Origin of the sequence: Achromobacter sp. (genome assembly GCF_050285585.1) — a bacterium.
Classification (GTDB): Bacteria; Pseudomonadota; Gammaproteobacteria; order Burkholderiales; family Burkholderiaceae_B; genus Achromobacter.
On sequence record NZ_JBLZXF010000080.1, the window covers coordinates 1 to 4,788 of the forward strand.

Here is a 4,788-nt window from a genome sequence, read left to right on the forward strand (position 1 = left end):
ACGTGGATTCCGGCAACATTGCCTACAACCTGCTCAAGACGGCGGCGGGCGGCAACGTGGCGGTGGGTCCGTTCCTGTTGGGCGCGAACGCGCCCGTGCACATCCTGACCTCCAGCTCCACCGTGCGCCGCATCATCAACATGGCGGCGATGACGGTGCTGGACGCCAACCGGGTCGAAGCCCAGGCTTGATCCTGCGATGGAAAAAAAGCCCCCTTGGGGGCTTTTTTCGTGCGCGGCGCCTGGTGCCGGCAGACGCCGCGCATCGAGCTATCAGTTGCTGCTGGCCTTCCAGGTGCCGTCCGGCTGCTTGCAGAACCAGAATTGCCACTTTTCCGTGGTGGCGCCGCGGGCGAAGTCGCCGACGAGGAAGCGGCAGGTCTGATCGTTCTTGACCTTGCTGGTCTGGGTGGGCGTCAACTGCACCGTGATCGGCGGGGCATTCTTGCGCTGGTGGGTGCTGGACCACTCGGTGCGCTGGCCGTCGGCGGAGCCGTTGAGCGACTGCGCCACGGCTTCGTGGAACGAGTTCCGGTCGGCCTTGGGAATCTGGGTGATGATGGCATTGTTCAGCATCACCGGCGGCGCGGCGTAGGCCGTGGCCGAGATGCCGCACGCCACGAGCAAAGAGGCGAGAACGCGGGGGGTTTTCAAGATGGGGCTCCCTGGTTTGTAGAGTCGTTGTGTGATGCCGGATCTTGAGCCGATAGTACCGTACCGCGAACGAAAGCAAAAAAGGCCGCCAAACTGCTGGCGGCCAAGGTACAACAAGGGGAGGGGTAAATCGGCGCGGGCTTAGTTCGCGTGGTAGACGCCGGCGAACGGCATGTCGTTGGGCTCGACGTCCGAGACCATGCCGGCGGCTTTCGCGGCGGCCAGTTCGGCGCGCACTTCGGCGCGGGTCTTGCCGGTGTGGGGCGTTCCGTACACGCCCTGGAAGGGCATGTCGTTGGGTTCGACGTCGCTGACCTGGCCGGCGGCCTTGGCGGCGGCCAGTTCGGCTTGCACCTGGGCGCGGGTCGGGCCTTCGTACGGCGTGCCATATACGCCCTGGAACGGAATGTTGTTGGGCTCGATGTTGGGCGAGGCGGCATAGGCGCCGGCGCTCAGCGCGGCCAGGGACATCATCAAAGCGGTAGCAAGGGTCTTCATGGTAAATCTCCGATTTCAAGAGCTTTGGGAGCGAATCCGGCGGCCTATCCGTCGTGTTTCGTTGCTGTTTCCCGATGGCTCAATATTGCGCGGAATCGGAGTAGGGATAAACCCGTATATCGGTAAAAGATATTTTCATTAATGGAAAGATTAGCCGACTATTTGGCTATAGTTACCATTAATGGAATCGATAGAGCGTCTTTCCGGCAGGGATGCGCCGCCGGAAATGGCGAGTTCCAGGCGTTGCTCATCGCGGCTGAGAGCCGCGTCGGGGGCAGGCGTCAGTAGTGCGGCGGCAGTTCGTCGCGCAGGCTGCGGAAGGGGGCGGCGCCCTCGGGCGCCTGCTGGCGCAGGTCGGCCACTTCGCGCAATAGCCGGTCTATCTGCTGCTGCTGGCGGACGATGATCTGGTTGAGCTGTTCCAGCAGGTCGTCGGCGAAGCTGGCCTTGACCTCCAGGTCCAGCAGGCGGCGTTCGATGTCTTGCGAGTTATCCATGGGGGCCATTAGAACCGATTCCCAGGAATGCGTGTCTGGCCGGGGAGGCATGTTTGGCTGAGCGGGAAGGGTGGCGTTCCGGCGCGAGGCGTCGGGCCATGCAGGGGCTGCTGGCATCGGTGCCGGCGGCCGCGGCGTGGGCGCAGCCGGCCGCGCCGGAACTTCCCGCCGTCGTCGTCACGGGCACGCGCGTGGGCGCGTCCGTCATGGATACCCCGGCATCGGTGGACGTGGTGCAGGGCGCGCAGATGCGCCGGGGCCAGCCCGGAATCAATCTGTCGGAAGGCCTGGCCGGGGTGCCCGGCCTCCAGATCCAGAACCGCCAGAATTATGCGCAGGACCTGCAGATATCCAGCCGCGGCTTCGGGGCGCGTTCCACCTTCGGCGTGCGCGGCGTGCGCCTGTATGTGGACGGCATCCCGGCCACCATGCCGGACGGCCAGGGCCAGACATCGAATATCGACATCGGCTCGATCGGCCAGGTCGAGGTGCTGCGCGGCCCGTTCTCCGCGCTTTATGGCAATTCCTCCGGCGGCGTGATCCAGGTCGCCACCGAGGATGGCGTGCAGCCGCCGTCGCTATCGGCCAGCGGCTGGGGCGGCAGCGACGGGACCTGGCGCTACGGCTTGCGCGCCAATGGCGCCTCCGTCCCGGGGGAAGGCGCCCTGGACTACGTGCTGGACCTGAGCCGCTTCACCACCGACGGCTACCGCGACCATAGCGCCGCCCGCAAGAATCTGGGCAACGCCAAGCTGGGCCTGCAACTGGACGCCTCCAGCCGCCTGACCCTGGTGGCCAACAGCGTGGACCTGAAAGCGCAGGATCCCCTGGGCCTGACCTACCGCCAGTTCCAGGACGATCCGCGCGCGGCGCCGCTGGCCGAACAGTACGACACGCGCAAGACGGTCCGGCAGACCCAGGGCGGCGCCGTCTACGAACGCGAGATCGACGGCCGCAATACGCTGCGCGTGATGGTCTATTACGGGCAGCGCGACACGTCGCAGTACCAGTCGATACCTCCTGCCGCGCAGAGGGCGCCGTCCCAGGCGGGCGGGGTCATCGACCTGAAGCGCCAGTATGGCGGAGCGGACCTGCGCTGGACCGCCGAAACGTCGGTCGGGGGCCGACCGCTGACGCTGGTGGGCGGGTTCTCCTACGATTCCTTGCGCGAAGACCGCAAGGGCTATCAGAATTTCACGGGCTCCGGCGCCGACCGCCAATTGGGCGTGAAGGGCGCGCTCAGGCGCGACGAAACCAATACCGTCTATAACGCCGATCCCTACGTCCAGGCGTCCTGGCAGCCCGCGGAGCGTTGGACCCTGGACGCCGGCCTGCGCTACAGCACCGTGAGCTTCGATTCCAACGACCACTATGTCGTGCCGGGCAACGCCGACGACAGCGGCGCGGCGCGCTATCGCAAGGCCTTGCCGGTGGCGGCGGTCCGCTACGCGCCAGACCCCGACCTGAGTCTTTACGGTTCGTACGGCCGCGGCTTCGAGACGCCGACGTTGAACGAACTGTCGTACCGGCCCGGCGGTCAGCCCGGTCTGAACTTCGGCCTGGCGCCCGCGCTCAGCACCAATCTGGAGGCAGGCGTGAAGGCGCGCCTGGCAGGCGGCCTGCTGACGGCGGCGGTGTTCCACACCCGCACCGACGACGAGATCGTCCCGGCGGGCAGTTCGGGCGGGCGGACCAGCTACCGGAACGCCGGACGGACGCGCCGCGATGGCGTGGAGCTGGGCTGGTCGGGCGAGTTCGCCCGGTATGGGCGCACACAGATCGCCTATACGTGGCTGAACGCCCGTTACGCCGACGATGGGCCGGGCGATATCCTAGCGGGCAACCGCATCCCCGGCATTGCGCGCCAGGCAGCATACGCCGCGCTGGCCTGGGCGCCACCCGAAGGGTGGCAGGCGTCGGTGGAGGGGCGCCTGCTGAGCAAGGTCTACGTGAACGATGCGAACGACGGCGATGCGCCGGGCTATTTCGTGGCCGCGCTGAGCGCCGGCTACGTGAAAAAAGTGGGCGCATGGGAATTGAACGCCTATGCCCGCGTGGACAACCTGTTCGACCGCCGCTATGCGGGTTCGGTGATCGTCAACGAAGCCAACGGACGCTATTACGAACCGGCCGCGGGCCGCAGCCTGGGCGCAGGCATCGGCGCCACCTACCGCTATTGAAGCCGCGCGTCAGGGCGACGCGGGCGGATAGCAGACGCCGTAGTCTTCGCAGCCCGGACAGCCGGGCGCCGGGGCGGGCGGCAGGCCCGCATGTTCACGGGCGGAATAGGCGAGGAATTGCTTCCAGCGCAGGTGGCGCGCGTTGCGCGCCATCAGGCGGGGGTAGTGGCGCGCCAGCAGGGCGGTCACGTCCTCGCGGCCGGACAGGCCCAGGTCGCGCCACAGATGGTCGGGCCGCAGGCAGGCATGCGCCAGCACGCCGGTGACCCACGGCGTGGTGTCGATCCCGGGCGCGCGCCAGGCATCCAGCAGCGTGCGCAGCCATTGCGCGAATTCCGCCTGCGCGCCGTCCAGCCCGAAGGCGGCGTAGGCGGCGCCCTGTTCGCGCAGGGCGGCCAGCGACGCGTCCGGCGAGGCCGATGCGCCGGGGAACAGCCGCGCCAGCATCGCATCCAGTTCTTGCGAGGACAGGCCGCAGCCCGCCAGGTCCTTCTGCGCCAGCCGCTTGCCCAGCACCGCGGCAAAGAACCCTGCGTCGGGATGCCCGGCGCGCGCATGGCGCAGCAGCGCCCGGGCGAGCTCGCGGGCGGTGCCGGGGCAGGGGGAGCAGGTGTCGGGAGTTGCGGACATGACGGGAGCGCGGCGGTGAGAAAACGTTGGCAAAAGCGTTATGCAATTGAATATATAACGAACGGCCCGGCGTCGCCTTGCCCGAGCGCAAACCCGGACCCGGCCGCGCCGGCGCTGGCCGGCGTCGCAGCGGGAGAATCGCGCGTGGCGAACGTCGCGTTCAAGGCGAAGGCGCCGGATCGAATTCGCCCAAAAAAAACAGGCGCCCGAAGGCGCCTGTTTTTTGCTTCAACGGCAAGCCGTCATTACATGACGTGACCCATGTTGACGTTCATGTTGTACAGCACCCATGCCGAACCGCCGACGATGATGGCGATGATCATCACGGTG

Annotated in this window: 6 protein-coding genes and 1 pseudogene; 2 read left to right on the forward strand and 5 right to left on the reverse strand. The window is 67.2% G+C overall.

The features are described 5' to 3' along the window. Window positions 1-191, forward strand: a 191-nt coding sequence (locus ACN6PJ_RS31005; protein WP_427999469.1) for a phosphate acyltransferase, incomplete at its 5' end; no start/stop codon positions are given. Window positions 192-272: 81 nt separating this feature from the next. Here ACN6PJ_RS31005 and ACN6PJ_RS31010 read toward each other — a convergent pair. The 3 genes from ACN6PJ_RS31010 to ACN6PJ_RS31020 all read right to left on the reverse strand — a co-directional run bounded on the left by ACN6PJ_RS31010 (window position 273) and on the right by ACN6PJ_RS31020 (window position 1,648). Next, window positions 273-653: a hypothetical protein gene (locus tag ACN6PJ_RS31010; RefSeq protein WP_427999470.1), complete on the reverse strand. Its 381-nt coding sequence runs from the start codon at window positions 651-653 to the stop codon at window positions 273-275. Between the two features lie 141 nt (window positions 654-794). Continuing rightward, window positions 795-1,151 carry a DUF4148 domain-containing protein gene (locus ACN6PJ_RS31015; protein ID WP_043544482.1) on the reverse strand — a complete coding sequence of 119 codons (357 nt, stop codon included), beginning with the start codon at window positions 1,149-1,151 and terminating at the stop codon, window positions 795-797. Window positions 1,152-1,432: 281 nt separating this feature from the next. Further along, window positions 1,433-1,648, reverse strand: coding sequence for a SlyX family protein (locus tag ACN6PJ_RS31020; RefSeq protein WP_057284224.1), 216 nt, complete (start codon window positions 1,646-1,648; stop codon window positions 1,433-1,435). Between the two features lie 98 nt (window positions 1,649-1,746). On the opposite strand from ACN6PJ_RS31020, the gene ACN6PJ_RS31025 reads away from it, so the two are divergent. Next, on the forward strand, window positions 1,747-3,828 hold the full coding sequence (locus ACN6PJ_RS31025) for a TonB-dependent receptor domain-containing protein (RefSeq protein ID WP_427999471.1): 2,082 nt from the start codon (window positions 1,747-1,749) through the stop codon (window positions 3,826-3,828). A 9-nt stretch (window positions 3,829-3,837) separates the two neighbouring features. On the opposite strand, the gene ACN6PJ_RS31030 is transcribed toward ACN6PJ_RS31025, so the two are convergent. Both ACN6PJ_RS31030 and ACN6PJ_RS31035 read right to left on the reverse strand, forming a co-directional pair. Continuing rightward, the gene (locus ACN6PJ_RS31030) at window positions 3,838-4,458 is read right to left on the reverse strand and encodes a nitrogen fixation protein NifQ (protein WP_427999472.1); all 621 of its coding nucleotides are present in this window, start codon (window positions 4,456-4,458) and stop codon (window positions 3,838-3,840) included. 245 nt (window positions 4,459-4,703) lie between these two features. After that, window positions 4,704-4,788, reverse strand: a pseudogene (locus ACN6PJ_RS31035) (cytochrome o ubiquinol oxidase subunit IV); the annotation flags it as partial.